The sequence below is a fragment of the Streptomyces sp. NPDC001828 genome (assembly GCF_042892175.1).
GTDB lineage: Bacteria > Actinomycetota > Actinomycetes > Streptomycetales > Streptomycetaceae > Streptomyces.
In genome coordinates this window covers 174,446-200,763 of the sequence record NZ_JBIATV010000014.1, presented here as the reverse complement: position 1 = coordinate 200,763, position 26,318 = coordinate 174,446, and the positions used below count along the sequence as shown (strand labels likewise).

19 protein-coding genes are annotated in these 26,318 nt (G+C 71.0%); 15 read left to right on the top strand and 4 right to left on the bottom strand.

Annotated elements, in window-relative coordinates; translation table 11 throughout:
• The first annotated feature begins 176 nt into the window (after window positions 1–176).
• The 5 genes from ACFYZA_RS32405 (at window position 177) to ACFYZA_RS32385 (ending at window position 4,954) form a co-directional block, all read left to right on the top strand.
• Complete coding sequence (locus tag ACFYZA_RS32405) at window positions 177–692, top strand: DUF1453 domain-containing protein (RefSeq protein ID WP_382600152.1); 516 nt, start codon at window positions 177–179, stop codon at window positions 690–692.
• Window positions 689–1,879 (top strand): sensor histidine kinase, encoded by a 1,191-nt coding sequence (locus tag ACFYZA_RS32400; protein ID WP_388494274.1) that lies wholly within the window; start codon window positions 689–691, stop codon window positions 1,877–1,879. The genes ACFYZA_RS32405 and ACFYZA_RS32400 overlap by 4 nt, the downstream gene beginning before the upstream one ends.
• The gene (locus tag ACFYZA_RS32395) at window positions 1,876–2,577 is read left to right on the top strand and encodes a response regulator (protein ID WP_388494273.1); all 702 of its coding nucleotides are present in this window, start codon (window positions 1,876–1,878) and stop codon (window positions 2,575–2,577) included. Before ACFYZA_RS32400 ends, ACFYZA_RS32395 begins: the two co-directional genes overlap by 4 nt.
• Window positions 2,578–2,693: 116 nt before the next feature.
• Entirely contained in the window at window positions 2,694–3,359 is a 666-nt protein-coding gene (locus ACFYZA_RS32390) for a DUF485 domain-containing protein (RefSeq protein ID WP_388494272.1), read from the top strand.
• The gene (locus ACFYZA_RS32385) at window positions 3,356–4,954 is read left to right on the top strand and encodes a cation acetate symporter (RefSeq protein ID WP_382600144.1); all 1,599 of its coding nucleotides are present in this window, start codon (window positions 3,356–3,358) and stop codon (window positions 4,952–4,954) included. Before ACFYZA_RS32390 ends, ACFYZA_RS32385 begins: the two co-directional genes overlap by 4 nt.
• A 115-nt stretch (window positions 4,955–5,069) precedes the next feature.
• Here ACFYZA_RS32385 and ACFYZA_RS32380 read toward each other — a convergent pair whose 3' ends face one another.
• Entirely contained in the window at window positions 5,070–5,750 is a 681-nt protein-coding gene (locus ACFYZA_RS32380) for a response regulator (RefSeq protein ID WP_382600142.1), read from the bottom strand.
• Window positions 5,751–5,914: 164 nt separating this feature from the next.
• Between ACFYZA_RS32380 and ACFYZA_RS32375 the strand changes: the two genes are divergently transcribed.
• From ACFYZA_RS32375 to ACFYZA_RS32365, 3 genes are all read left to right on the top strand, one after another.
• The gene (locus ACFYZA_RS32375) at window positions 5,915–6,730 is read left to right on the top strand and encodes an ABC transporter ATP-binding protein (protein WP_382600140.1); all 816 of its coding nucleotides are present in this window, start codon (window positions 5,915–5,917) and stop codon (window positions 6,728–6,730) included.
• Window positions 6,720–7,580 (top strand): ABC transporter permease, encoded by an 861-nt coding sequence (locus ACFYZA_RS32370; protein ID WP_388494271.1) that lies wholly within the window; start codon window positions 6,720–6,722, stop codon window positions 7,578–7,580. Before ACFYZA_RS32375 ends, ACFYZA_RS32370 begins: the two co-directional genes overlap by 11 nt.
• Before the next feature lie 217 nt (window positions 7,581–7,797).
• Window positions 7,798–8,790 (top strand): ABC transporter substrate-binding protein, encoded by a 993-nt coding sequence (locus tag ACFYZA_RS32365; RefSeq protein WP_382600160.1) that lies wholly within the window; start codon window positions 7,798–7,800, stop codon window positions 8,788–8,790.
• A gap of 30 nt (window positions 8,791–8,820) precedes the next feature.
• On the opposite strand, the gene ACFYZA_RS32360 is transcribed toward ACFYZA_RS32365, so the two are convergent.
• Together ACFYZA_RS32360 and ACFYZA_RS32355 are read right to left on the bottom strand one after the other, a co-directional pair.
• Window positions 8,821–9,498: a response regulator gene (locus ACFYZA_RS32360; protein WP_382600158.1), complete on the bottom strand. Its 678-nt coding sequence runs from the start codon at window positions 9,496–9,498 to the stop codon at window positions 8,821–8,823.
• An 11-nt stretch (window positions 9,499–9,509) separates the two neighbouring features.
• Entirely contained in the window at window positions 9,510–11,255 is a 1,746-nt protein-coding gene (locus tag ACFYZA_RS32355; RefSeq protein ID WP_388494270.1) for an ATP-binding protein, read from the bottom strand.
• A gap of 344 nt (window positions 11,256–11,599) precedes the next feature.
• On the opposite strand from ACFYZA_RS32355, the gene ACFYZA_RS32350 reads away from it, so the two are divergent.
• The 7 genes from ACFYZA_RS32350 (at window position 11,600) to ACFYZA_RS32320 (ending at window position 24,961) form a co-directional block, all read left to right on the top strand.
• A complete protein-coding gene (locus tag ACFYZA_RS32350; RefSeq protein ID WP_388494269.1) occupies window positions 11,600–15,874 on the top strand; it encodes a discoidin domain-containing protein in 4,275 nt (1,424 codons plus the stop codon).
• 136 nt (window positions 15,875–16,010) lie between these two features.
• Window positions 16,011–17,018: a LacI family DNA-binding transcriptional regulator gene (locus tag ACFYZA_RS32345; protein ID WP_382600132.1), complete on the top strand. Its 1,008-nt coding sequence runs from the start codon at window positions 16,011–16,013 to the stop codon at window positions 17,016–17,018.
• Between the two features lie 212 nt (window positions 17,019–17,230).
• Window positions 17,231–18,655, top strand: a complete 1,425-nt coding sequence (locus tag ACFYZA_RS32340; RefSeq protein WP_388494268.1) for an extracellular solute-binding protein — start codon at window positions 17,231–17,233, stop codon at window positions 18,653–18,655.
• A gap of 63 nt (window positions 18,656–18,718) precedes the next feature.
• Window positions 18,719–19,663 (top strand): carbohydrate ABC transporter permease, encoded by a 945-nt coding sequence (locus ACFYZA_RS32335; protein ID WP_382600128.1) that lies wholly within the window; start codon window positions 18,719–18,721, stop codon window positions 19,661–19,663.
• A 144-nt stretch (window positions 19,664–19,807) separates the two neighbouring features.
• Window positions 19,808–20,683: a carbohydrate ABC transporter permease gene (locus ACFYZA_RS32330; RefSeq protein WP_382600126.1), complete on the top strand. Its 876-nt coding sequence runs from the start codon at window positions 19,808–19,810 to the stop codon at window positions 20,681–20,683.
• A gap of 109 nt (window positions 20,684–20,792) precedes the next feature.
• The gene (locus ACFYZA_RS32325) at window positions 20,793–22,364 is read left to right on the top strand and encodes a glycoside hydrolase family 13 protein (RefSeq protein ID WP_388494267.1); all 1,572 of its coding nucleotides are present in this window, start codon (window positions 20,793–20,795) and stop codon (window positions 22,362–22,364) included.
• A 155-nt stretch (window positions 22,365–22,519) separates the two neighbouring features.
• The gene (locus ACFYZA_RS32320; RefSeq protein WP_382600156.1) at window positions 22,520–24,961 is read left to right on the top strand and encodes a discoidin domain-containing protein; all 2,442 of its coding nucleotides are present in this window, start codon (window positions 22,520–22,522) and stop codon (window positions 24,959–24,961) included.
• Between the two features lie 61 nt (window positions 24,962–25,022).
• Here the strand turns inward: ACFYZA_RS32320 and ACFYZA_RS32315 are convergent, their stop codons facing one another.
• Entirely contained in the window at window positions 25,023–26,267 is a 1,245-nt protein-coding gene (locus tag ACFYZA_RS32315; protein ID WP_388494266.1) for a citrate/2-methylcitrate synthase, read from the bottom strand.
• Window positions 26,268–26,318 lie beyond the last annotated feature (51 nt).

The following is a 26,318-nucleotide window of genomic DNA, read 5'->3' as shown; positions in this document are numbered from 1 at the left end:
CCCCCAGGGCCTTCGCGCACCGGGTCTCCACCCACGGGTGGAGAGGAAAGCTCCACCCGCGATCCACCCCTGGCCCGATGCCTCTGACCAGGTCGTTTCCGTAGCGTCGTAGACGTACAGAGATTCCGGTTCCCGGCTTCTCGTCCGCTTCGTCTTCTCGTCCTCCGGAGGCTTCGATGTCCGCGCTCAACGTCCTGGTGGCAGTAGCGGTGGTGGCGCTGATCCTGGTCCGTCAGGTGAAGCCGCAGCAGCTGGGAGGCCCGGGCCGCAAGTGGTGGCTGGTGCCCGCCGTGCTGGCGTTCTTCGCCGTGAAGGACGGCGGGCTCATCGACCACGACCACCAGGCCGGATCCGTCACCCTGCTCGGCGCCGAGCTCGTGACCGGTGTGCTCATGGGCGTCGGCTGGGCCTGGACGTCGCGGATCTGGACCGAGCCCGACGGCACGGTGTGGTCCCGCGGCACCAAGGCCACCGCCGGCATCTGGGTCCTCGGCATCGCCCTGCGCGTGGGGCTCGCGGGCCTCGGCGCCCTGGCCGGGATCCACATGGGCACCGGCGCCATCCTGCTGGCGCTCGCCGCCTCCCTCCTCGTCCGCGGCGGCATCCTGATGTGGCGGGCCCAGCCGGCCCTCGCGTCGTACGGTGTTGCTGCCGCAAGCCCCGCCCAGCAGGTGTGGAAGGACCGCGTGTGACCCTGGAGAACTGGCTCAGCTGGCCTTCGCGGGAAGCGCTTTCCCGCGAAGGCCTCACGCGCGCCAGACGCAATCTGGCCCGGGCCGTCCGGGCCGTGGTGTTCGCCGCGCTGCTGTGGTCCACCTTCACCGGCGAGCAGGCCCCGGGGGGCTGGGCCTGGGTGGGCGGCGTCGCGCTCGTGCTGGGCTGCGTCCTGCTGGGCCGCGCGTTCTTCCGTTTCACCTTCGACCACCGGCTCTGGCCCGCGCTGGCCTCGCTCCTGCTGGTGATGGGGGCCGCGGCTGGGGCGAGGGCGGCGGGCTGGCCGGTGCTCGCCCTGGTCCTGTTCTGCGGCTGCGCGGTGACCGCCCTGGAGCGGCTGCCGCTGGGCGCCGCCGTGCCCTGCACCGCGGTGGCGCTGGCCGCGTACTCCCTTGTCAACAACGACAATTGGCTGACCACCGCGGTGACCGCGATCGGGCTAGGGCTCGCCGGATACGTGCTGCGCCTCGACGCGGAGGCCCGGGGCAACGCCCAGCGGCTCCTCGCCCAGGAGCGGGCGGCGCGGGCCGCCGAGGCCGAGTCGGCCGCGCTCGGCGAGCGGGCCAGGATCGCCCGCGAGATCCATGACGTACTGGCCCACAGCCTCTCGGCACAGCTCGTCCACCTGGAGGCGGCGCGGCTCCTGATCGAGCGGGAGCCGCCCGGTGAGTTCCGGGAGAAGATCCTGGAGCGGGTGGTGGCCGCCCGGGGCATGGCGCGGGAGGGGCTCGCCGAGACCCGCCAGGCGCTGTCCGCGCTGCGCGGCGAGATGACCCCGGTGGAGGACTTCCTGCACACGCTGATCGAAGGAGCGGGCGCCGGCACCGGCTTCGCCCCGGGCACCGGCGTCCGGGTCCAGGGGGAGCGCAGGGCGCTGCCCGCCGAGGCCTCGCAGGCCGTGCGCAGGGTGGCGCAGGAGGCCCTCACCAATGTGCGCAAGCACGCGCCGGGCGCGGCCGTCGCCGTACGGCTCGAGTACCTGCCCGATGAAGTCGCCCTGGAAGTACGGGACTCGGGCGGTCGCAAGCGGGCGGGAGAGCTCGCTGTCAGTGGCTGCGGTTACGGTCTTCTGGGAATGAGGGAGCGCGCCGAACTGCTCGGCGGCACCCTGGAGGCCGGGCCGGAGGAGGAGGGCTTCGTGGTGCGACTGAGGGTGCCCGCATGACCGGGAGCGGGGCGGCGGGGACACGGGAGCCGATCACGGTGGTCGTGGCCGACGACCAGTCCGTCGTGCGCGAGGGCATCGTGATGCTGCTCGGGCTGCTCCCCGGCATCGAGGTCGTCGGCTCGGCGCGGGACGGCGAGGAGGCGATCGCCCTCACGGCCCAACTGGCGCCGGACATCGTCCTGATGGACCTGCGCATGCCGCGCTGCGACGGCGTCGAGGCGACCCGGCGCATCCGCGCCGAGCACCCCGGCACGGAGGTGGTGATCCTCACGACGTACGCGGACGACGACTCGCTCTTCCCGGCCCTCCAGGCCGGGGCCCGGGGCTATCTGACCAAGGACGCCGGGGGCGACGAGATCGTCAAGTCGATACAGGACGTGCTGGCCGGACAGGCGGGCCTCGCCCCCTCCGTCCAGCGCCGCCTCCTGGAGCGGGTGACGGCGCCGCCGCCCGCCCCCGTGGCCCCGGCCGAGCTTCCCGACGGGCTCACCGCGCGCGAGGGCGAAGTGCTCGGTCTGGTCGCGGAGGGGATGTCCAACTCCGAGATCTCCCACGCCCTGCACATCTCGACGGCCACGGTGAAGACGCACATCAACAACATCTTCGGCAAGACGGGGATGCGCGACCGCGCCCAGGCCGTGCGCTACGCCTACCGGCACGGGCTCTCGCGGCCGCCGGGCCGCTCCCACCCCTGAGGCATCTTCATCACCTAATGGGGTGAAGCGGGCGGCATTGCACCGTCGAGGGCCTCTCCCTCGGCCCATCCTTGGGCACGCGGCCGAACGGGGCCGAGGGCAAGGAGAGTTGTTCGGTGGAGAAGCAGGAGGGGCGCGATCCCGCGGCGGCGCGGATCGACGACCCCTGGTACGACGCCCTGGCCTCCGGCTGGGGCGAACTGGACGGCGAGCCGGGGCCCGCGACCGTGCCCGCCCAGCAGCGCGCCGACGAAGGCGAACGCCTCAGCCCCGCGGAGATCTATCTCGAAGTGCACCGCAGCGCGGCCTTCCAGGAGGTGCGACGCCGCTACCGCAGGTTCGTCGTCCCGGCCACCGCCGCCTTCTTCGCCTGGTACCTCGCCTATGTGATCACCGCGGTGAGCGCCCCCGGCCTCATGTCCCGCCCGGTGGCCGGTGCGGTGAACGTGGCGATGATCGCCGGACTGGCCCAGTTCCTGTCCACGTTCCTGCTGACCTGGGCGTACGCCCGCCACGCGCGGCTGCGCCGGGACCGGGCCGCGCTGGAGTTGCGCTGGGTGGTGTTCGAGCAGAACCAGCAGAACCAGCACGGGCGCACTGCCCCGTACGGCCAGGGCGTCACCGGTGTCAACGGCGCCGCCGGCATCAACAGCGTCAACGGCATCAACGGCGTCAACGGCAGTCGGCCCGGTCAGGGCAAGCAGCACGGCCACCGGGCCGAACCGGGCCGTCGGGCCCGGCGCGAGGACGGACAGGGAACGACACGGGAGACCAACAGGTGATCGTCGGCGGGGACCATCAGACTCTGGCGCTGCTGCTGTTCAGCGCGTTCGTGGCGGCCACGCTCGCCATCACCACCTGGGTGAGCCGCAACCGGCACGGCTCGGCCGAGGAGTTCTATACCGGCGGGCGGCTCTTCTCGCCCATGGAGAATGGTTTTGCCATCGCGGGCGACTACATGTCGGCCGCCTCCTTCCTCGGCATCTCCGGGCTGATCGCGCTGTTCGGCTACGACGGCATGCTGTACTCGGTCGGCTTCCTCGTCGCGTGGCTGGTGGTGCTGTTCCTGGTCGCCGAACTGGTCCGCAACTGCGGCAAGTTCACGCTCGCCGACGTGGTCGCGGCCCGGATGAGCGAACGCCCGGTGCGGATCGCGGCGGGAACTTCCTCGGTCACCGTGTCCGTTCTCTATCTGGTCGCGCAGATGGTCGGCGCGGGCAGCCTGGTCGCCCTGCTGCTCGGCGGCACCAGCGACGCCGCGCGCAACTGGACGGTCATCGGGGTCGGCGCCCTGATGGTGGTCTATGTGTCGCTCGGCGGGATGCGGGCCACCACCTGGATCCAGATCGTGAAGGCCGTCCTGCTCATGGCGGGCACGATCACCCTCACCGTGCTCGTGCTGCTGCGCTTCCACGGCGACATCAACGCACTGCTCGACTCGGCGGCCGATCACAGCGGCCACGGAAGGGAGTTCCTCGCACCCGGCCTGAAGTACGGCGGGGACTGGACGGCCCGGTTCGACTTCATCAGCCTGGGGCTCGCCCTGGTCCTGGGCACGGCCGGGCTGCCGCACATCCTGTCGCGCTTCTACACCGTGCCGACCGCGCGGGCGGCACGCCGCTCGGTCGTCTGGTCCATCGGCCTCATCGGCGGCTTCTATCTGATGACGATCGTGCTCGGCTTCGGCGCGGCCGCGCTGGTCGGCTCCGCCGAGGTCAAGGCGTCGAACCCGGCGGGGAACACGGCCGTCGCGCTGCTCGCCTACAACCTGGGCGGCGGCGCGGGATCCACCGGTGGCACGGTGCTCTTCGCCGTGGTCGCCGCCGTCGCCTTCGCGACCATCCTCGCCGTGGTCGCGGGCATCACCCTCGCGTCCTCGGCGTCCGTCGCCCATGACCTGTACGCCTCGCTGCGGCGCCGGCACGCGAAGCAGCGCAGCGAGGTGGCGGTGGCGCGGGTCGCCTCGGTGGGGATCGGCGCGGTGGCCATCGGCCTCGGCCTCCTCGCCCGGGACCTCAATGTGGCCTTCCTGGTGGGCCTGGCCTTCGCGGTGGCCGCCTCGGCGAACCTCCCGGTGCTGCTCTACTCCCTGTTCTGGCGGAACTTCACCACGCGTGGGGCCGTGTGGTCGGTGTACGGGGGCCTGGTCCCGGCGCTGGTCCTGGTCCTGGTCTCGCCGGTGGTCTCCGGCAGCCCCGAATCCCTGTTCCCCGGCGTGGACTTCCAGTTCTTCCCGCTGCAGAACCCGGGGCTCATCTCCATCCCGCTGGGCTTCCTCGCGGGCTGGCTCGGCACGGTCACCTCGCGCGAAGTCCCGGACGAGGCGAGGCATGCGGAGGCGGAGGTGCGGGCCCTCACGGGGGCGGGGGCCGTCTAGGCCCCCGGGCCCCCTCGATTCCTGGGGCTTCGCCTCAGACACCCTGAGGGGCGGAGCCCCGCGAACCCCCCGCCAGGGGCTCCGCCCTCTGCACCCCGTCTCGGGGCTCGCCCCCTCACACCGCCCAGGCGTAACGGTGTTCCGGTCGGCCCGTCTCGCCGTAGCGCAGGGTCAGGCACAGGCGGCCCGACTGTTCGAGGAGGCGTAGATAGCGCTGGGCCGTCGAGCGGCTCAGGCCCGTGCGGTCGGCGACCTCGTGGGCCGACAGCGGGTGGTCCGCGGAGTGCAGCACCTCGCGGATCAGCTCGGCCGTCGGCACCGAGTGGCGGCTGGGCAGTCCGGTGCGCAGGGCCGCGAAGATCCGGTCGACCTGATCCTGGTCCTGGGCCGCGAGCGGGTCGCCGATGCCGGCCGCCCGGTCCACCGTGCGCCGCAGCGTCGCGTACGAGTCCAGCTTGGCCCGCAGGCCCGCGAACGTGAACGGCTTGACCAGATAGTGCAGGGCGCCGTGGCGCATCGCGGACCGCACGGTCGCCACATCGCTCGCCGACGTCACCATGATCACGTCGCTGCGATGGCCCCGCTCACGCATCCGGCGGACCAGACTGAGCCCCGTCTCGTCGGGCAGGAAGTGGTCGAGCAGCACGAGATCGACCCGATGGCGCTCCAGTGCGGCCAGTGCCTGGGCGGCGCTGTGCGCACGCGCCACGACCCGGAACCCGGGAACCTTCCCGACGTACGCCGCGTTGATCTCGGCGACACGGAAGTCGTCGTCCACGACCAGGACGTCGATCAAGGCGCTCTCCTCACTCCCCCCGCCGGCAAGGGCGGCTGCTCCCGGGCGGGCCCCCGCAGTTGTATCGCGCGCAAAACGAGCACAACAGGGGTCAGCGCGCAGAAGTGTGTCCAGCGCACACAAGGCTGACGCCCCGGCGTGGGCCGCACCTACGGTCCCGCTCCATGAGCATTGACACGAGCCCAGCGATCGAGCTGAGGGGCGCGGGCAAGGCGTTCCGTACGCCGTCGGGGGCGCTGCACACCGCTGTACGGAACCTTGATCTGACCGTCGGGCAGGGCGAGTTCGTGGCGGTCGTCGGCCCCACCGGCTGCGGCAAGTCGACCACGCTGACCCTGGTGAGCGGCCTGGAGGAGCCCACCGAGGGCGAGGTCCTGGTGGCCGGGGAGCCGGTGGAGGGCATCGGCGACAAGGTCGGCTTCGTCTTCCAGCAGGACGCCGTCTTCCCCTGGCGCACCGTGCTGTCCAACGTCATGGCGGGCCCGCGCTTTCGCGGCGTACCGAAGGGCGAGGCGAAGGAGGCGGCCCGGACCTGGCTGTCCCGGGTCGGCCTCTCCGCCTTCGAGGACCGCTATCCGCACCAGCTCTCCGGCGGCCAGCGCAAGCGCGTCGCCCTCGCGGCGACCTTCGTCAACGACCCCGGCATCCTGCTGATGGACGAGCCGTTCTCGGCGCTCGACGTGCAGACCAGGGCCCTGATGTCGGACGAGCTCCTCGACCTGTGGTCCGGCACCGGGGCGTCCGTCGTGTTCGTCACACACGACCTGGAGGAGTCCATCGCGCTGGCCGACCGGGTCGTCGTGATGACGGCGGGACCGGCCACCGTGAAGCGGATCTTCGACATCGACCTGCCGCGCCCGCGCAAGGTCGAAACGGTGCGCCTCGAACCGCGGTTCATCGAGATCTACCGGGAGATCTGGGAATCGCTCGGCGAAGAGGTCCGCATCACCCGGGAGCGGGGTGCCGCCGATGTCGCCTGACACCGTCGCCGCGATCGGGGTGAAGGCCGGGACCCGCACCGTGGAGCGTGCCCGGGCCGCCCGCAACCGCAGGCTCCTCGTGCAGGGCAGCCGGGTGCTGCTCCTCGCGCTGGTCGTCGCGCTCTGGGAGATCCTGGCCCGCGCCGAGGTCATCGACCCGTTCAACTTCTCGATGCCGTCCGCCATTTGGGACCAGATCCGGGAGTGGGCCGTGCACGGCACGGCGCAGGGATCGCTCTGGGAGCAGATCTGGTACACCCTCTACGAGGCGTTGCTCGGCTGGATCCTGGGCGTGACGGCGGGGGTCGTCCTCGGCATCACGCTGGGCCGCATCCGCTTCCTCGCCGAGGTGCTCGGCCCGTACATCAAGGTGCTCAACGCGATTCCGCGCATCGTCCTCGCGCCGGTCTTCCTGATCTGGTTCGGGCTCGGGCCGGCCTCGAAGGTCGCGTCCGCCGTCGTCCTCGTCTTCTTCCCGGTCTTCTTCAACGCCTTCCAGGGGGCGCGCGAGGTGGACCGGAACCTGGTGAACAACGCCCGCATCCTGGGCGCGAGCAACCGTCGGGTGACGCTCCAGGTGGTCGTGCCGTCGGCCACCTCGTGGATCTTCACCAGCCTGCACGTCAGCTTCGGCTTCGCGCTGATCGGCGCGATCGTCGGCGAGTACATCGGCGCGACCAAGGGCCTCGGCCTCCTGGTGGCCGCGTCCCAGGGGACGTTCAACGCGGCCGGGGTGTACGCGGCGATGGCCATCCTCGCGGTGGTCGCGCTGTTCACCGAGGGGCTGCTCACCTTCGTCGAACGGCGCCTCTTCCGCTGGCGCCCCGCGGAGGCGGGCACCGACCGCTGACCCCCGCCGAGCGCCGCCGCGGCCTACCGCTGCCCCCGTACACCAGTGAACGATCACAGGGACGTGATGATTGATGATCATGCCGAGCAAGCCCACCACCCCACCGAGCCGCACCAACTCCCGTGCCCCGCAAGCCCGTTCGCGGCGCGCCGCCGTGCACGGCCTGCGCAACGTACCGTCGGCCGTGCTCGCGGGCGGGCTCTGTGTCGCCCTCCTGATGACGCTCTCCGGATGCGGTGGCAGCTCCGCTTCGGACGCCAAGAGCGCTTCCGGCGAGGCCAAGGTCAAGGTGATGGTCGGTGGCCTCGACAAGGTCATCTACCTGCCCGCGATGCTGACCCAGCAGCTCGGTTACTTCAAGGCCGAGGGCCTGAACGTGGAGCTGCTCACCGAGCCCGCGGGAGTGCAGGCCGAGACGGCGCTGATCTCCGGCGACGTCCAGGGCGCCGTCGGCTTCTACGACCACACCCTCGATCTCCAGGTCAAGGGCAAGAAGGTGGAGTCGGTGGTGCAGTTCTCGCACGCGCCCGGCGAGGTGGAGGTCGTGTCCAGCCAGGCAGCGGGCGGCATCGCCTCGCCCAAGGACTTCAAGGGCAAGAAGCTCGGGGTCACCGGGCTCGGCTCCTCCACGGACTTCCTCACCAAGTACCTCGCCGTGCGGGACGGCGTGAAGACGAGCGAGTTCACGCCGGTCGCGGTGGGGGCGGGGCAGACGTTCATCGCCGCGCTGAAGCAGGGCTCCATCCAGGGCGGCATGACCACCGATCCGACGGTCGCCACCCTCGTGGACCAGAAGCTCGGCAAGGTCCTGATCGACATGCGGACGCCCGAGGGCTCGCAGGAGGCGCTGGGCGGCCCTTACCCGTCCTCCAGCCTGTACATGAACGCGGACTGGGTCGACGGCCACCGGCAGACGGTGCAGAAGCTGGTCAACGCCCTGGTGAAGACGCTGCGTTGGATGTCCACGCACAGCGCCGAGGAGATCGCGGCGAAGATGCCCGCCGACTACGCGCAGGGCGGCAAGGCCCTCTACGCCCAGTCGATCAGGAGCACGCTGCCGATGTTCACCAAGGACGGCGTCATGCCGGAGAACGGCCCGGAGACGGTCGAGAAGGTCCTCAAGGCGTTCAACCCCAATCTCAAGTCCGCCAAGGTCGATCTGTCGAAGACCTTCACGACGGAGTTCGTGAAGAAGGTCCCGCAGGGCTGAGCCCGTCGGCCCCGTGAGCCCCGCCGGTGTCTACAGCGACGCCGCCCACGCGTAGCGGTGTTCCGGCCGGCCGGTCTCGCCGTAGCGCAGGCCCAGACGGACACGGCCGGCCCGCTCCAGGAGTTTCAGATAACGCTGGGCGGTCTGGCGGCTCACCCCCGCCCGCTCCGCGATCTCCTGGGCCGACAGCGGGCCGTCGGCCTCCTTCAGAACCCGGCGCAACAGGTCGGCCGTGGTGGGGGAGTGGCCCTTGGGAAGGTCGGGTTCGGCGGGGACGGACAGGGCGCCGAAGATGCGGTCCACCTCCGCCTGTTCGGCCTCGCCGCCGCCGTCCAGGGTGCGGCGCAGCGCCGCGTACGCCTCCAACTTGGTGCGCAGACCGGCGAAGTTGAACGGCTTCACCAGGTACTGCAGGGCGCCCTGGCGCATCGCCGCCTGCACGGTGGCGATGTCCCGGGCCGCCGTCACCATGATCACGTCGGTCCGGTGGCCGAGACCGCGCAGCTCCCGTACGAAGGCCAGGCCGTTCTCGTCGGGCAGGTAGTGGTCGAGGAGCACCAGGTCCACCGGGCGCTCGGCGATCGCGGCGAGCGCCTCCGCTGCCGAATGCGCCTGGGCCACCACCCGGAATCCGGGAACTTTCCGGGTGTAGGCGGCATTGATGTCGGCGACCCGGGGGTCGTCGTCCACGACCAGTACGTCGATCAACGCGTGCTCGGTCATCGGCTCTCCTCGGCAAGCGTGTCCCGGCTCCGGTCCGCCGCGCCGCCCGGCACGCCGCCGGGCCCATCGCCCGCCCTGCCGCCCGGAGCACCGCGTGGCCCGTCGTCCGGCACTGGGCGCAGTTCCTCGCTCAGCGCGTCCGGCAGCACCACGGTGAACTCCGCGCCGCCCTCGGGACTCGTCCCGACCCGGGCGCTGCCGCCCATTCGGTCCGCGAAGCGGCCGACCAGAGCGAGGCCCAGGCCGCGTTTGCCGTGGGCGGGGGGCTCCTTCGTCGTCCAGCCCTCGGTGAAGACCAGTTCGCGCCGGTCGGCGGGGATGCCCGGGCCGTTGTCGCGGACCCGTACGACGACGGTGCGCCCGCGCGCGCTCAGCTCCACCTCGACCGCCCCGCCGGGCGCACCCGCCGTCGCGTCGAGCGCGTTGTCGACGAGGTTGCCGGTGACCGTGACCAGGCCCCGGGGGTCGACGAGCCGGTCGGGCAGGCTGGTGGCCGGGGACAGGCTCAGGGCGACCCCGCGTTCGGCCGCGACCGTCGCCTTGCCGACGAGCACCGCGGCGAGCAGCGGGTCCCTGACCTTCTCGGTGACCTGCTCCGCCGTGGCCCGGTGCACCCCGACCACCTCGGTGATGAACTCGACGGCCTCCTCGTACAGCTCCAGTTCGAGCAGCCCGAGCAGGGTGTGCAGCCGGTTGGCGTGCTCGTGGTCCTGGGCGCGCAGCGCGTCGATGAGGCCGCGCGTCGAGTCCAGCTCGCGCCCCAGGCGCTCCAGTTCGGTGCGGTCGCGCAGGGTGGCGACGGCGCCCCCGTCCTCCGTCGGCATCCGGTTGGCGACCAGGACGCGGTGACCGCGCACGGTCAGCAGGTCGGTGCCCTCGACCCGCCCGGCCAGCACATCGGTCGTACGCCCCGCCCCGAGCACCTCGTCCAGGGGCCGGCCGCCGGCCTCGGGGCCGACGCCCAGCAGGCGCATCGCCTCGTCGTTGAGCAGTCTGACCCGGCCGTCGCGGTCGAGCGCCACCACGCCCTCGCGGATCGAGTGCAGCATCGCCTCGCGCTCCGCGAGCAGCCCCGAGATGTCGGAGAAGGCGAGGTCACGGGTCTGTTTGTGGATGCGCCGGGCGATCAGGTACGCGGCGAGCGCGCCCACCGCGAGGGCGCCGCCCGCATAGGCGAGCAGGCCCGGGATCGCGTTGAGGAGCCTGGCCCGCACGCTGTCGTACTCGATGCCGACCGAGACGGCGCCCACGATCGTGCCGTCGGCCCGGCGCAGCGGGACCTTGCCCCGGGCCGAGCGGCCCAGGGTGCCGCTGTCGATCTCCATGACGTCGTGCCCGGCCAGCACGTCGTCCGGGTCGGTGGAGACGACCCGGCCCAGCTCGGCGAGGTCGGGGTGCGACCAGCGCACCCCGTGGGTGTCCATGACGACCACGTACTCGGCGCCCGTCGCCCGCCGGATCCGCTCCGCCTCCCGCTGCACCGGCCCCTCGGGGGACGGCCGCGAGGCGAGCAGGTCGTCGGCGATCTGGGGCTGGGCCGCGGTGGACGCCGCGATGGCGAGGGCGCGCCGCATGGCCTGGTCGTCGAGCTGGGCACTGAGCGGGGCCAGGAAGAGCCCGGTCGCGAGCACGGCGACCCCGCCGGCGACGGCCAGCTGCATGAGCAGCACCTGCGAGAACACCCGCCGAGGCCAGCCCAGGCGAAGCCGTCGCGCGGCGGGCCTGGGTGGTGGGGCTGTCATGGACAGGCACGTTAGACGGCCCGGGTCGCATCCCGAAATCCCCGGCGGCGCACCGGTTCCGGCCGACGAAAGTCGCTTGCGTTGTTTGCGGATATCTTGCGGGCGCCTGTCGGGTCGGCGGGAAAACCGCAGCATGCACGATGACGCGGGAGAAAGCGATCGTTCCGGTGCGTGGGGCGGCCCCGGCCCGGGATATTCCGGGGCGGTCGCAGGGATGGACGCGCTAACACATCTCTGCAACTCTCTCACCGCTCAGCGCAAATTATGTAGAACTTCCCTGCAGAAACCCTAGTCGCGCAGATCGGGGACACATGAGAACGCACCGTTGGAGAGGGCGCACGCGGATGAGGGTGCTCGCCGCGACCCTCGCCACCAGCCTGTTCATGATCGGTTGGCCCGCGCTCACCGCCTCGGCGGCCGGCGGCCCGGACCTGGCCGCCGGAAAGCCCGCGTCGGCCTCCGGCGCGAACGGCACCTACATCGCCAAGAACGTCACCGACGGCGACCAGTCCACCTACTGGGAGAGCGCCGGCAGCGCCTTCCCGCAGTGGGTGCAGGCCGACCTGGGCGCCATGAACAGCGTCGACGAGGTCGTCCTGAAGCTTCCGGCCTCCTGGGGCGACCGCAAGGAGACCCTGTCCGTGCAGGGCAGCGCGGACGGCACGAGCTTCAGCACGCTGGTGGGCTCCACCGCGTACAGCTTCACGCAGGGCTCCGGGAACACGGTGAAGATAGGCTTCGCCGCCTCGCAGGCCCGTTTCGTGCGCATCGACATCACGGCGAACACCGGCTGGCAGGCGGCCCAGCTCTCCGCCCTCGAAGTGCACGCGGCGAACGGTTCGAGCAGCGCCAACCTCGCCCTCGGCAAGACCCTCACCGCGAGCAGCAGCACCCAGACCTATGCGGCGGCCAACGCCAACGACGGCAACAAGGCGAGCTACTGGGAGAGCGCCAACAACGCCTTCCCGCAGTGGATCCAGGCCGACCTGGGCGCGACCGTGCCGGTCGACAAGGTGGTCCTCAAGCTGCCGGACGGCTGGGGCGCGCGCACGCAGACCCTCAAGCTCCAGGGCAGTGCCAACGGCACCGACTTCACCGATCTGACCGCCTCGCAGGGCTATGACTTCACCGCGGGCAACGGCCTCACCGTGCCCATCGCGTTCAACGCCGCCACCACGCGCTATGTGCGGGTGCTGATCACCGGCAACACGGCCCAGCCCGGCGGGCAGCTCTCCGAGCTGGAGATCTACGGCCCCACGAGCGGGGACACCCAGCCGCCGACCGCGCCCAGGAACCTGGCCTACACCGAGCCCGGCACCGGACAGATCAAGCTGACCTGGGACGCGGCCACCGACAACACCGCCGTCACCGGTTACGACGTCTATGCCAACGGCGAGCTGCGCACCAGCGTGGCCGGCAACGTCACCACGTACACCGACAGCCAGCCGGCGAGCGCCACGGTCGCCTACTACGTGCGGGCCAAGGACGCGGCCGGCAACCAGTCGCCGAACAGCAACACCGTGACCCGCAAGGGCAGTTCGGGCGACACCCAGGCCCCGACCGCACCCGGGTCGCTCGCCTACACCGAGCCGGCCGCCGGGCAGATCAAGCTCACCTGGACGGCCTCCAGCGACAACGTCGGGGTCAGCGGCTACGACATCTACGCCAACAACCAGCTGCTCAAGAGCGTGGCGGGCGATGTCACCACGTACACCGACAGCCAGCCGGCCACGGTGACCGTCTCCTACTACGTGCGGGCCAAGGACGCGGCGGGCAACCAGTCCGGTGCCAGCAACACCGTGACCCGTAACGGCAGTTCGAGCGGTGACGGCTCCAACCTGGCGGTGGGCAAGCCGATCGCGGCCTCCTCGTCCACGTTCACGTTCGTCGCCGAGAACGCCAACGACAACAACACGGCGACGTACTGGGAGAGCGCGGCGGGCGGCTACCCGAGCACCCTCACCGTCAAGCTCGGCGCCAACGCGGACACCAACACCGTGGTCCTGAAGCTCAACCCGGACAGCGGCTGGGGCAGGCGCACCCAGAACATCGAGGTGCTCGGGCGCGAGCAGAGCGCGTCCGGCTACACCTCCCTGGTCGCGGCCAAGGACTACACCTTCGACCCGGCGAGCGGGAACACGGTGGCCATCCCGGTCGCGGCGCGGGTCGCCGACGTCCAGCTGAAGTTCACGTCCAACACCGGTGCGACGGGCGGTCAGATCGCCGAGTTCCAGGTCGTCGGGGTGCCCTCGCCCAACCCGGACCTGGAGGTCACCGCGCTGACGGCGGCTCCCTCCGCCCCGGTCGAGTCGGATGCGGTGACGCTGTCGGCGACCGTCCACAACAAGGGGACGAGCGCCTCGCCCGCGACCACCGTCGCCTTCCAGCTCGGCGGGTCCAAGGCGGCCACCGCGAACGTCGGCGCGCTCGCGGCCGGTGCCTCGCAGACGGTGAGCGCCTCGATCGGCACGCACGACGCGGGAACCTATCCGCTGAGCGCGGTCGTTGATCCGGACAACACCGTCATCGAGCAGAACGACACCAACAACAGCTTCACGGGCAGCCCCCTGGTCATCAAGCCGGTCGACTCCTCCGACCTGATCGCCTCCGGGGTCAACTGGACGCCGAGTGCCCCCTCGGCCGGCCAGGCGGTCGCCTTCTCCGTGACGCTGAAGAACCAGGGCACGCTCGCCTCGGCCGGCGGCAGCCACGCCATCACGCTGACCCTGCTCGACGACAAGGGCGCCACCGTCAAGACGCTCTCTGGGGCCTACAGCGGGGCGCTCGCGCCCGGCGCCACCGCCGCCCCGGTGAGCCTCGGCAGCTGGACGGCGGCCAACGGCAAGTACACGGCGAAGGTGGTGATCGCGGACGACGCGAACGAACTTCCGGTCAAGCGCGCCAACAACACCAGCCAGCAGGCGTTCTTCGTCGGGCGAGGCGCCAACATGCCGTACGACACCTATGAGGCGGAGGACGGTGTGACCGGCGGCGGCGCCCAGGTCGTCGGGCCCAACCGCACCATCGGCGACCTCGCGGGCGAGGCGTCGGGCCGCAAGGCCGTGACCCTGAACTCCACCGGAAACTACGTGCAGTTCACGACGCGGGCCGACACCAACAGCCTGGTGACCCGCTTCTCCATCCCCGACTCGGCGGGCGGCGGCGGCACCAGCGCGAACCTGGACATCTACGTCGACGGCGTGTTCCGCAAGGCCATCGACCTGAGCTCGAAGTACATGTGGCAGTACGGCGCCGAGGCGAGCCCCAACAACTCGCCGGGCTCCGGCGGCCCGCGCCACATCTACGACGAGGCCAACGTCCTGCTCGGCGACACCGTGAAGGCGGGCAGCACCATCCGCCTCCAGAAGGACGCCGCCAACTCCTCCACGTACGCCATCGACTTCATCAACCTGGAGCAGGTCACCCAGGTTCCCAACCCCGACCCCGCGGCCTACGCCGTGCCCGCCGGCACCGCCCAGCAGGATGTGCAGAACGCCCTGGACAAGGTGCGGATGGACACCACCGGCAAGCTCGTCGGCGTCTATCTGCCGCCCGGCACCTACACCACCAGCAACAAGTTCCAGGTCTACGGCAAGGCCGTGAAGCTGGTCGGGGCGGGCCCCTGGTTCACCCGCTTCGCCACCCCGCCGGACCAGGAGAACACCGACGCCGGCTTCGACGTCCAGTCCTCCGCCAACGGCTCCTCCTTCACCGGATTCGGCTTCTTCGGCAACTACACCTCGCGCAACGACGGCCCCGGCAAGGTCTTCAACTGGTCGAACGTCGCCAACATGACGATCGACAACGTGTGGGTCGAGCACATGATGTGCCTGTACTGGGGCACCAACACCGACCACATCACCATCAAGAACACCCGGGTCCGCGACCTGTACGCGGACGGGATCAACCTCACCAACGGCAGCAGCGACAACACCATCAGCAATGTCGAGGCCCGCTCCACCGGCGACGACAGCTTCGCGCTCTTCCCCGCCACCGACATCAACAACGCCGACGAGACCGGCAACGTCTTCGAGAACCTCAGCGCCCTGCTGACCTGGCGGGCCGCCGGGTTCGCCGTCTACGGAGGCACCGCCAACACCTTCCGGAACCTGTACGCGGCGGACATGCTGACGTATCCCGGACTGACCATCGGCACGCTCAAGTTCGGCTCCATCCCCGCCCTCGGCTTCGGGACGGATCCCACCAACTTCCAGGGCGTATCCCTGGTGCGCTCCGGCGGCCACTTCTGGGGCGCGCAGGCGTTCGGCGCGCTGTGGATGTACTCCGCGGAGTACGAGTTCCAGGGGATCCGCATCAGCGACCTCGACATCACCGACCCGACGTACTCGGGAATCATGTTCCAGACCAAGTACAACGGCAGTACGCCGCTGTATCCCATCAAGGACAGCGTGCTCACCAATGTGAGCATCAGCGGGGCGAAGAAGAGCGGGGACGCCTTCGACGCCAAGTCCGGCATCGGCATCTGGGTCAATGAGCTGCCCGAGCCCGGGCAGGGTCCCGCCGTCGGCGAGGTCACGTTCAACAACCTCAAGTTGAGCGGCAACGCCCAGGACATCAGGAACACCACCTCCACCTTCAAGATCAACACCAACCCGTAGAAGGAGGCCGCCACGGCTGCCGCCCCGGGGCTCCCGGGGCGGCCTGCCGCATGCCCGTGGAGTGGCTGGGACCCCTCCACGCATCGGCTCGACATCAACGCAAACGGCTTGCATGGCTTGCGCTAGTCTTGCGCTCATGACGCGACGACTTGCTCAGGTGGCGAAGAAGGTTGGAGTCAGCGAGGCCACGGTCAGCCGGGTGCTCAACGGCAAACCGGGAGTCTCCGAATCCACCCGGCAGGCCGTGCTCACGGCACTTGACGTGCTCGGCTACGAGCGCCCCACCCAGCTGCGCGGCGAACGCGCGCGTCTGGTCGGCCTGGTCCTGCCCGAGCTCCAGAACCCCATCTTCCCGGCGTTCGCCGAGGTCATCGGCGGGGCGCTCGCCCAGCAGGGGCTGACCCCCGTCCTGTGCACCCAGACCAAGGGCGGCGTCTCGGAGGCCGACTACGTCGACCTGCTCCTCCAGCAGCAGGTCTCCGGCGTCGTCTTCGCGGGCGGTCTCTTCGCGCAGATGGAGGCCCCGCACGGGCACTACCAGCAGCTCGCCGACCGCAAGGTCCCGGTCGTGCTCATCAACGCGGCCATCGAGCACCTCGACTTCCCCGTCGTCGCCTGCGACGACGCGGTGGCGATGGAACAGGCCTGGCGCCACCTGGCCTCCCTCGGCCACCAGCGCATCGGCCTGGTGCTCGGCCCGCCCGACCACGTCCCCTCGCGCCGCAAGCTGGACGCGGCCCGCGCGCTCGCGGTGGCGGCCGGCACCGACTTCGCCGAGGACCGCGTCGAGCGCGCGATGTTCTCCCTGGAGGGCGGCCAGGCCGCGACCTCCCGCCTGCTGGAGCGCGGGGTCACCGGCATCATCTGCGCCAGCGACCCGCTCGCCCTCGGCGCCGTACGGGCGGCCCGCCGGCGCGGTCTCGACGTACCCCGCGACGTCTCGGTGGTGGGCTACGACGACTCCGCGTTCATGAACTGCACCGAGCCCCCGCTGACCACCGTGCGCCAGCCCATCGAGGCGATGGGCCGGGCCGCCGTCGAGCTCCTGTCCGCCCAGATCCAGGGCGGTGTGGTGCCCCCCGGCGAGCTGCTCTTCGAGCCCGAACTGGTGGTGCGGGGCTCGACCGCGCAGGTGCCGCGCTAGCCGTTTGCGTGTAACTGTCATCCAGCGCGCCGGACGATGCCGTCCGGCGCGCTGTCGCGTGCGCTCGTCGCATCCCTTGCGTACAACGGCCTGTCGAAGTTTTACGAAATTGGCGCGAGATATTGCGCAGTTGTGGCGCCGGTGGTTGAGTGTGCCGCGCCCCGCTGCCGTCAGCGACGGGCCTTCCACGCTCCTCCCGAAGGGGTCCTCCGATGAGACGCACCTCGTTCCGCCCCGCACGACAGATACGCCGCACCGCCGTCGGTGCCCTGGCCGGCGCCCTCGCCCTCACCGCCCTCGCCGCCTGCGGCACCAGCAGCAGCGACACCGGCAACGGCGACAGCAAGCCCGGCACCGGGTCGAGCGACCCCGCGGCCCCGCTCGACCCGAAGACCACGGTGGACCTCACCATCGACTGCATGCCGCCGGCCGCGAAGGCCGCCGAGCTCAAGGAGTGGAAGCAGGACGTCGCGACGTTCAACAAGACGTACCCGAACGTCAGGATCGTCGGTAAGTCCACGCCCGGGCAGTGCGAGGAGCCCCCGCGCTTCACCGCCGCCCTGAAGGCGAAGTCCCAGCCGGACGTCTTCTACTCGTACTTCACCGATCTCCAGCAGGTCCTGGACAACAACGGCGCCGCCGACATCTCGGCCTACGTCACCGACAAGTCGGTCCCGGCCCTGAACAGCATCGACCCGGCCGTGATGGGGGTGTACAAGAAGGACGGCAAGATGTACGGCCTGCCCACCAGCAATTACCAGATGGGCATCATGATCAACCGGAAGCTGTTCAAGCAGGCCGGGCTCGACCCCGACAAGCCGCCCACCACCTGGGACGAGGTCCGCACCGACTCGCAGGCGATCGCCAAGCTCGGAGGCGGCGTCTACGGATACGGCGAGTACAGCGCCGAGAACACCGGCGGCTGGCACTTCACCGCCGCGATGTACAGCCTCGGCGGCGACGTGGTGGGCACCGACGGCAAGGCCGCCTTCGACAACGCCGCCGGCAAGCAGGTCCTCCAGCAGCTGCACGACATGCGCTGGACCGACCAGAGCATGAGCAAGACCCAGCTCCTGAAGTGGGGCGACCTCCAGAAGCAGATCACCGCCGACAAGCTCGGCATGTTCCTCGCGGCCCCCGACGACATCGCGTACATGGTCCAGCAACTCGGCGCCAAGTACGAGAACTTCGGCATGGGCCCCATCCCCGGCGGCAAGGCCACGCTCACCGGCGGCAACGGCTACATGATCAAGCAGGGCAGCTCGCCCGACAAGATCAAGGCCGCGATCGCCTGGCTCAACTTCAAGAACCTCAGCCCCGGCAAGGGCCAGTTCGAGTGGGCCCGCACCAAGGCCGACCAGCTGCCCGTCGGGGTGCCGCAGCCCAACTTCTTCACCGGCGACGTGAAGGCCGCCGACCTCAAGTCGCGCACCGACAACGCCACCATGCCGGTCGCCAACTTCGCGCCCTACCTCGCCAACCCCATCCCGGGCAAGGCGGAGCCGCCGAAGGCGCAGGAGGTCTACAAGGTCCTCGACAACGCGATGTCCGCGGTGCTCACCAACAAGGACGCCGACATCGCCAAGCTGCTCTCGACCGCCCGGACGCAGGTCGACCAGGTCCTGGCGAACCAGTAGCGCGCACGGCGGCAGGGGCCGGAAAACCCTCCGGCCCCGCCCGCCCCGGATTCAGGAGTGACGATGTCGGCCTCCACACTGCCCACCCGGGAAGCGACCCGGCCGCACCCGGGCGCCGAGCTGCCCAGGCAGAGCGGATTCGCCCGAGCGCTGCGGCGCAACCTCACCGCGCACGGCTTCCTCATCGGTGCCGTGCTCTGCTTCGCGTTCTTCTCCTGGTACCCGATGGTGCGGGAGTTCCTGCTCGCCTTCCAGAAGACCAAGGACGGCCGCACCACCTGGGCCGGCTGGTCCAACCTCTCCTACGTCTTCCACGACCCGGCGTTCTGGCAGGCCTGGCGCAACACCCTGCTCTTCACCGGCCTCGCCCTGGTCCTCGGCTTCGTACTGCCGTTCCTCGTCGCCGTCCTGCTCAATGAATTCCGGCACGGCCAGGGCTACTTGAGGCTGCTCGTCTACCTCCCGGTGATGCTCCCGCCGGTCGCTTCGGTGCTGCTCTTCAAGTACTTCTACGACCCCGGATACGGCCTGTTCAACCGGATCTTCGAACTCCTCGGGCTGCCGGCCCAGCAGTGGCTCCAGTCCACCGACACCGCCATGCTCTCGGTGGTGATCGCCGCGACCTGGATGAACATGGGCAGCGCCACCCTCGTCTACCTCGCCGCCCTCCAGGGCATTCCCGGCGAGCTGTACGAGGCGGCCGAACTCGACGGCGCCGGACTGCTGCGCAAGATCTGGCACGTCACCGTGCCCCAGACCCGGCTCGTGCTCTCGCTGATGTTCCTGATGCAGATCATCGCGACGATGCAGGTCTTCACCGAGCCCTTCCTGCTCACCAACGGCGCGGGTCCCGAGGGCTCCACGACGACCGTGGTCTATCTCATCTACCAGTACGCCTTCAACTTCAACAACTACGGCGGCGCGGCCGCGCTCGGCCTGTGCCTGCTCGTCCTGCTCGCCGGCTTCTCGGCGGCGTACGTGCGCCTGAGCCGGGACAGCGACGGCTAGCTCCGCCGGACGTGAGGATCTCGGCTGCGGGCCGTCCGGGGCTGGTCGCGCAGTTCCCCGCGCCCCTTGGGGGCACGCGGCACCTCATCGGACCTCCGTACGCCCCTCCGCCACAAGACGACTGGAACACGGACTGAGGACCCCATGTCGACACGCACACTCATCTCGCCGGCCACCCTCGGCCGCACCCGGGGCAAGGTCGTCTACTGGACCGTCTTCGGGCTCGTCATGCTCCTGTTCACGCTCGTGTTCGTCGGGCCGCTGTACTGGATGGCCGTCAACGGGCTGAAATCCACGGAGGAGTTCACCAGGATCCCGCCGACCCTGGTGCCGCACGGCGTGCACACCGACAACTTCACCAACGCCTGGCGCGTGATGGACTTCGCCAAGCTGCTGCTCAACACGCTCTGGTACGCGTTCGGGGCGCTCGCCTTCCAGCTCGTCCTCGACGTGGCCGCCGCCTACTCGCTGTCCAAGCTGCGCCCGGTGTTCGGCAAGGCGATCCTCGGGATGATGCTGGCCACCCTCATGATCCCGGCCGCCGTCCTGGTCGTACCGCAGTACCTGACCGTGCTCGACGTGCCGATCTTCCGGCGGAACCTGCTCAACACCCCGTGGGCGATCTGGCTGCCGTCCGTCACCAACGCCTTCAACATCTTCCTGCTCAAGCGGTTCTTCGACTCGATCCCGCGCGAGCTCCTGGACGCCGCGTCCATCGACGGGGCCTCGCCGCTGCGGACCCTGCGCTCGGTGGTGCTGCCGATCTCCCGGCCCATCCTGGGCGTCGTGTCCATCTTCGCGGTGGTCGGCGTCTGGAAGGACTTCCTCTGGCCCATGCTCACCCTGCCCGACCCCAGCAGACAGACCCTCAACGTGGGCATCTACTCGCTCGCCCAGGGCGTGCCCGAGAACTGGCTCACGGCGGCCCTCGCCATGGCGTCGATCCCCACCCTCCTCATCTTCATCGTGTTCCAGCGCAACATCATGAGCGGTCTCACCGCGGGCGGACTCAAGGGCTGACGCCCCGCACCCGCCCTCCCCGCACTCCGCCGCCGGCCCCACCCATCCCGCCCCCGCTGAACGACGGGGGGCCGGCGGCGGGATCCCACCTGCCCGAAAGGACCGTCACGTGGCAGCCCACGAAAGCGACGACTGGTGGCGCTCGGCCGCCATCTACCAGGTCTACGTACGCAGCTTCGCCGACGGAGACGGCGACGGCACCGGCGATCTCGCGGGCGTCCGGGCGAAGCTGCCCTACCTCGCCGAACTGGGCGTCGACGCCCTGTGGTTCACGCCCTGGTACCTCTCCCCGCTCGCCGACGGCGGCTACGACGTGGCCGACTACCGGGCCATCGACCCCGCGTTCGGCACCATGGCCGAGGCCGAGAAGCTGATCGTCGAGGCGCGCGAACTCGGCATCCGCACCATCGTCGACATCGTGCCCAACCACCTGTCGGACCAGCACTCCTGGTTCCGGGCGGCGCTGGCCGCCGGCCCCGGCAGCCCCGAGCGGGAGCTCTTCCACTTCCGGCCCGGCCGCGGCGAGCACGGCGAACTGCCGCCCAACGCCTGGCCTTCGCAGTTCGCGGGGGAGACCTGGACCCGGGTCGAGGACGGCGAGTGGTACCTCCACCTGTTCACCCCTCAGCAGCCCGACCTCAACTGGGACCACCCCCAGGTGCGCCGGGAGCACGAGGACGTCCTGCGGTTCTGGTTCGAGCGGGGCGTGGCCGGCGTGCGCATCGACTCGGCGGCGCTGCTCGCCAAGGACCCCGAGCTGCCCGAGTTCGTCGAGGGCACCGGCCGCCACCCCTTCATCGACCGCGACGAACTCCACGACATCTACCGCTCCTGGCGATCCGTCGCCGACGAGTACGGCGCGGTGTTCGTCGGCGAGGTGTGGCTGCCCGACAGCGAGCGCTTCGCCCGCTACCTGCGCCCCGACGAGCTGCACACCGCCTTCAACTTCACCTTCATGACCTGCCCTTGGGACGCCGGCCGGCTGCGCGCCGCCATCGACGACACCCTCGCCGAGCACGCCCCGGTCGGCGCGCCCGCCACCTGGGTCCTGTGCAACCACGACGTGACCCGCACGGTCACCCGCTACGGCCGCGCCGACACCGGGTTCGACTTCGCCGCCAAGCGCTTCGGCACCCCCACCGACCTGGCGCTCGGCACCCGCCGGGCCCGCGCCGCGGCCCTGCTGTCGCTGGCGCTTCCCGGCTCGGTCTACCTCTACCAGGGCGAGGAACTGGGCCTGCCCGAGGCCGACATCCCCCCGGACCGCATCCAGGACCCGATGCACTTCCGCTCCGGCGGCGTGGACCCCGGCCGGGACGGCTGCCGCGTTCCGCTGCCCTGGACGGCCGAGCCGTGGGCCACGCCCTGGCTGCCTCAGCCCGCCGACTGGGCGCACTACGCCGCCGACCGGCAGGCCGGCGACCCGTCCTCCATGCTCGCCCTCTACCGCCGCGCCCTGCTCCTGCGGCGCACCCAACCCGGCTTCGGGGACGGCGAGTTGACGTGGCTGGAGGCTCCGGAGGGGGTGCTCGCGCTCGCCCGCGAGGACGGTCTTCGCTGTGTGGTCAACCTCGCCGACGAGCCGGTGCCGCTGCCCGCGCACCGCGCCCTGCTGCTCGCGAGCGGACCGCTGGCCGAGGGACTGCTGCCGCAGGACACGGCGGTGTGGCTGCGCGCGTGAGCGTTTCCCGGGGCGCGGCGCCCCGGTGGGGCGCCCGACCCCGTCCGCCCCGCCTCCGCTCCCGCCCCGGTCCACCACCCCGTCCCCGCTCCCGCCCCCTGCCACCCCCCATGGATCCCCGCTCCCACCCCCACGAAGGAAGGACTGTCATGGGCATGATCAGAGCCGCGATCGGTGCCGCACCTCAGGAGTCCCCACCACCACCCGCCGCGCCCCTGCGGCGCACCGCGTCCGCAGGGCGGGCCGCCGCCGCGGTCGCGGCGCTCGCCTGTGTCGTCGCGCTCGGCGCGGTCGGACTCGGCGGCGGCGCCCCGGCCTCGGCCGCCGAATCCACCCCGCTGTCCCCGCTGGCCGTCGCGGGCCGGGGCGCCACCGTGCCGTTCACCGAGCTGGAGGCGGAGGCCGCCGCCACCAACGGCACGGTGATCGGCCCCGACCGCACCTACACCTCGCTGCCCTCGGAGGCCTCGGGCCGCAGCGCGGTGAAGCTGGGCGCGGCCGGCCAGTACGTCGAGTTCACCCTCACCAAGCCCGCCAACGCCGTGGACATCCGCTACAGCGTCCCGGACAACGCGGCGGGCACCGGCATCAGCGCGCCCGTCGAGCTCAGCTCGGGCGGAGCCAAGCTGAAGGACCTCACCTTCACCTCCAAGTACGGCTGGTTCTACGGGAGTTACCCCTTCCAGAACCAGCCGGGCGACAAGCCGCACCACTTCTACGACGAGACCCGCACCCTCTTGGGCAAGACGCTGCCCGCCGGCTCGAAGGTCCGCGTCACCCTGCCCTCCACCAGCGCGACCCCCTGGGCCGTGGTCGACCTCGCCGACTTCGAACTCGTCCCGGACCCGGTGGCCCGGCCCGCCGGCTCGCTCTCCGTGACGGACTACGGCGCCGACGCGAGCGGCGCCGCCGACTCGACCTCCGCCTTCCAGCAGGCGGTCGACGCGGGCAAGGCCCAGGGCAAGACGGTCTACATCCCGTCCGGCACGTTCAAGCTCACCGACCACGTGGTGGTGGACCAGGTGACGCTGGCCGGGGCGGGCCCCTGGTACTCGGTCCTGACCGGCCGCAGCTCCACCGACCGCACCCGGGCCGCCGGGATCTACGGCAAGTACGTGAGCGGCGGCGGCTACAAGGGCGGGATCCGCCCCTACGAGTCGGGCGGGCCCAGCCGCAACGTCGTCCTGAAGGACTTCGCGCTGATCGGCGAGATCACCGAGCGCGTGGACGAGGACCAGGTGAACGGGATCGGCGGCGCACTCAGCAACTCCACCGTCGACGATGTGTGGCTCCAGCACACCAAGGTCGGGGCCTGGATGGACGGCCCCATGGACGACTTCCACATCAAGAACAGCCGGATCCTGGACCAGACGGCCGACGGCGTCAACTTCCACTGGGGGGTGACCCATTCGTCGGTGGAGAACACCTTCCTGCGCAACACCGGTGACGACGGGCTCGCCATGTGGTCGGACACCGTGACCGACGCCAACAACACCTTCAAGAACAACACCGTGGTGGCGCCCGTCCTCGCCAACAACATCGCCCTGTACGGCGGCAGGGACAACGCGGCGACCGACAACGTGGTCGCGGACACCGTCACCAACGGCGGCGGCCTGCACGTCGGCAACCGGTTCGACGGCGTCAACCCCGGCAGCGGAACCGACGTCCAGGGCACCATCACGCTGGCCCGCAACACCACCATCCGGGCCGGCAACGCGGACCTCGGCTGGCCGTTCCCGATCGGCGCGGTCTGGTTCGACTCCCGCAACAGCACCATGGACAAGGCGACGGTCAACGTGACCGACACCGACATCCTGGACAGCTCCTACGCGGCCATCCACTTCGTGTCCGGCACCACCAAGGGCGTCAACTTCAACAACGTCAACATCGACGGCACCGGCACCTTCGCCCTCCAGTTCAACGATCCGGCCCAGCTGAGCATGACCGGGGTCACCGCGAAGAACCTCGGGTTCTCCGAGCCGGTCTACAGCTGCCTCGGCGGCAACCTCGCCCTCACCCAGGGCGCCGGCAACTCCGGCTGGAACGGCAAGCTGCCCGCCACCTACTGCGGTGAGTGGCCCCAGCCCAACTACAACCACGGCGGCACCACCACACCCCCGAGCAGCCCGCCGCCCACCGGGCCCACCTCGCCGCCGCCGAGCAGCCCGCCCGCCGACCCCGACCTCGCCAAGGGACGCCCGGTCACCGAGACCTCGCACACCCAGGTCTACGACGCCGCCAAGGCCGTCGACGGCGACGCCAACAGCTACTGGGAGAGCGCCAACAACGCCTTCCCGCAGTCGATCACCGTCGACCTCGGCTCGGTGCGCGCCGTCGGGAAGCTGGTCCTGAAACTGCCGCCCGCGACCGCCTGGGGCGCCCGCACCCAGACGCTCTCGGTGCTCGGCAGCGCCGACAACGGCACCTACGGACAGCTCGTCGCGAGCCGGGGCTACACCTTCGACCCGGCCACCGGCAACCAGGTCGCCATCACCCTGCCGGCCGGCACCAGCACCCGCTATCTGCGGCTCACGGTGACCGCCAACACCGGCTGGCCGGCCGCCCAGTTCAGCGAGTTCGAGGCGTACGCGCCCTGACGGGAGGGACGGGAGCGGGGTGGCCCGGCCGGCGCTGTGGAGCGCCGGCCGGGCCACCCGGTCATCCGGGCAGGGGGCGGGGCGGGCGCGGGCCGGTGTAGTGGCCGCTCGGGCGCATCCTGAGCGGGCGTTCCGCGTACTCCTCCAGGGCGTGGGCGATCCAGCCGGCCGTGCGGGCCACCGCGAACACCGTCTCGCCCGCCTCGGCGGGCATCCCGAACGCGACGCTCATGACGGCGAGCGCCAGATCGACGTTGGCGTACAGGGCGGTGTGCCGGGCCGTCGTCTCGACGACATCGCGTGCCGCGGCCAGCGCGTCGGCCGCCTGCGGGATGGCGCCGAGCAGCGCGAACAGGGCCTGGGCGCGCGGGTCTTCGCGCGGATACAGCCGGTGTCCGAGGCCGGGCACGCGCCGCCCGGAGCGCAGATGGTCGGCGACGACCGGGGCCGCTCCGCCGCGTTCGAGGACCTCGGCCAGGGTGCGGTGTGCCAGTCCGCTCGCGGCGCCGTGCAGCGGCCCCTCCAGCGCGCCGAGTCCGGCCGAGACGACGGCGTAGGGATGGGCGCGGGCGGAGGCCGCGACGCGGGCGGCGAGCGTGGAGGCGGCCAGATCGTGGTCGATGAGCAGCGCGAGTGCCATGTCGAGCAGGCGAATTGACGACTCGTCAGGAACCTGCGGGGTGAGGCGCTGCCACAGCTGGCGGGCCAGGCGGCCCTCGCTCGGGGCCTCGCCCCGGCCCCCGCCGCCCACGGTGGGCAGGGCGCCGACCAGGGTCGGGATCAGCGTGCGGCCGCAGCCGAGCACCGCCGGCGGGTCGAGGTCGAAGCGCAGCGGATCGGCCGCCGAGACCGCGACGGCGGCGACCCTCAGCCGGTCCATCGCGCCGCTGTGCGCGGGCAGCGCCGCCACGGCGTGCCGGGCCGCGTCCAGGAACGGACGGGGCGCGGTGAAGCGCGGTTCGCGGGTCAGCTCCCCGGTCCACACCCACTCCGCGACCTCCTCGAAGCCGTAGGCACCGGCGAGTTCGACCGCGTCGACGCCGCGGAAGTAGTAGCGGTCCTGGTCGATCAGGGTGATGGCGGTGCGGAACGACAGCTCGCCGCCCGGCGCGGGGGCGGCCGGCTCCCGGCGGGCGCCGCGCCGCGCGAGCGCGTCGACTTCGCGCGGGTCGAAGGTCGAGCCCCGGCCGCCCGGGGCGCGCTCACTGCTCAGCTGGCCCCGGCTGACGTACGCGTAGACCGTCTCGGGCTTCACGCCGAGCCGCGCCGCCGCCTCGCGGGTGGTGAGCCGTGCCTGATCCGTCATGGGGCCACCGTATCCATCGTGATGTTGAGCGCAGATCCATATTGATTCAAT

Excerpts from the sequence above, each read along its gene's own strand:
- ACFYZA_RS32405 (WP_382600152.1), top strand. The coding sequence starts at position 177 with ATGTCCGCGCTCAACGTCCTGGTGGCAGTAGCGGTGGTGGCGCTGATC.
- ACFYZA_RS32395 (WP_388494273.1), top strand. The coding sequence starts at position 1,876 with ATGACCGGGAGCGGGGCGGCGGGGACACGGGAGCCGATCACGGTGGTC.
- ACFYZA_RS32375 (WP_382600140.1), top strand. The coding sequence starts at position 5,915 with ATGAGCATTGACACGAGCCCAGCGATCGAGCTGAGGGGCGCGGGCAAG.
- ACFYZA_RS32370 (WP_388494271.1), top strand. The coding sequence starts at position 6,720 with ATGTCGCCTGACACCGTCGCCGCGATCGGGGTGAAGGCCGGGACCCGC.
- ACFYZA_RS32365 (WP_382600160.1), top strand. The coding sequence starts at position 7,798 with ATGACGCTCTCCGGATGCGGTGGCAGCTCCGCTTCGGACGCCAAGAGC.
- ACFYZA_RS32355 (WP_388494270.1), bottom strand. The coding sequence starts at position 11,255 with ATGACAGCCCCACCACCCAGGCCCGCCGCGCGACGGCTTCGCCTGGGC.
- ACFYZA_RS32350 (WP_388494269.1), top strand. The coding sequence starts at position 11,600 with ATGAGGGTGCTCGCCGCGACCCTCGCCACCAGCCTGTTCATGATCGGT.
- ACFYZA_RS32345 (WP_382600132.1), top strand. The coding sequence starts at position 16,011 with ATGACGCGACGACTTGCTCAGGTGGCGAAGAAGGTTGGAGTCAGCGAG.
- ACFYZA_RS32340 (WP_388494268.1), top strand. The coding sequence starts at position 17,231 with ATGAGACGCACCTCGTTCCGCCCCGCACGACAGATACGCCGCACCGCC.
- ACFYZA_RS32335 (WP_382600128.1), top strand. The coding sequence starts at position 18,719 with ATGTCGGCCTCCACACTGCCCACCCGGGAAGCGACCCGGCCGCACCCG.
- ACFYZA_RS32330 (WP_382600126.1), top strand. The coding sequence starts at position 19,808 with ATGTCGACACGCACACTCATCTCGCCGGCCACCCTCGGCCGCACCCGG.
- ACFYZA_RS32320 (WP_382600156.1), top strand. The coding sequence starts at position 22,520 with ATGATCAGAGCCGCGATCGGTGCCGCACCTCAGGAGTCCCCACCACCA.
- ACFYZA_RS32315 (WP_388494266.1), bottom strand. The coding sequence starts at position 26,267 with ATGACGGATCAGGCACGGCTCACCACCCGCGAGGCGGCGGCGCGGCTC.